This window comes from Bacillus sp. AFS001701 (assembly GCF_002559405.1).
Taxonomy (GTDB): domain Bacteria; phylum Bacillota; class Bacilli; order Bacillales; family Bacillaceae_G; genus Gottfriedia.
This window is the reverse complement of record NZ_NTZO01000799.1, coordinates 1-368: the sequence shown is the minus strand read 5'-3', so window position 1 is coordinate 368 and position 368 is coordinate 1. Positions and strand designations below refer to the sequence as shown.

General features: G+C 30.7%; 1 protein-coding gene. It reads right to left on the bottom strand.

Annotated features, from left to right (window positions below):
- Nucleotides 1-368, bottom strand: a 368-nt coding sequence (locus tag CN514_RS25215) for an ABC transporter transmembrane domain-containing protein (RefSeq protein WP_286141841.1), incomplete at both ends; no start/stop codon positions are given.

Genomic DNA, 368 nt, shown 5'->3' with positions numbered 1-368 from the left:
ATTGAATAAGTAATTTCACCCATTGGAAGTTTTTCTAATGCATTTTTTGTATTTTTAATTTCTGGTTCAACACTTAATAAAGAACGGATTCGATCATAAGAAGCACGGCCTCTTTCGACAATATTGAATAACCATCCAATTGCAAGCATTGGCCAAATTAATATGCCTAAATAAGTAACAAATGTAATTAATTGCCCAACAGTAATATCATCTGCAATAACTAATCTAGAACCATAAACAACCGCAATAATATAGCAAATCGAAACAACTAACATGATTGTTGGATCAAAAAGTGCATCAATTCTAGCAACTCTCATATTGTATTTCACTACTAAATCTGCTTGATTTTTAAAAGCAGTTACATCTTC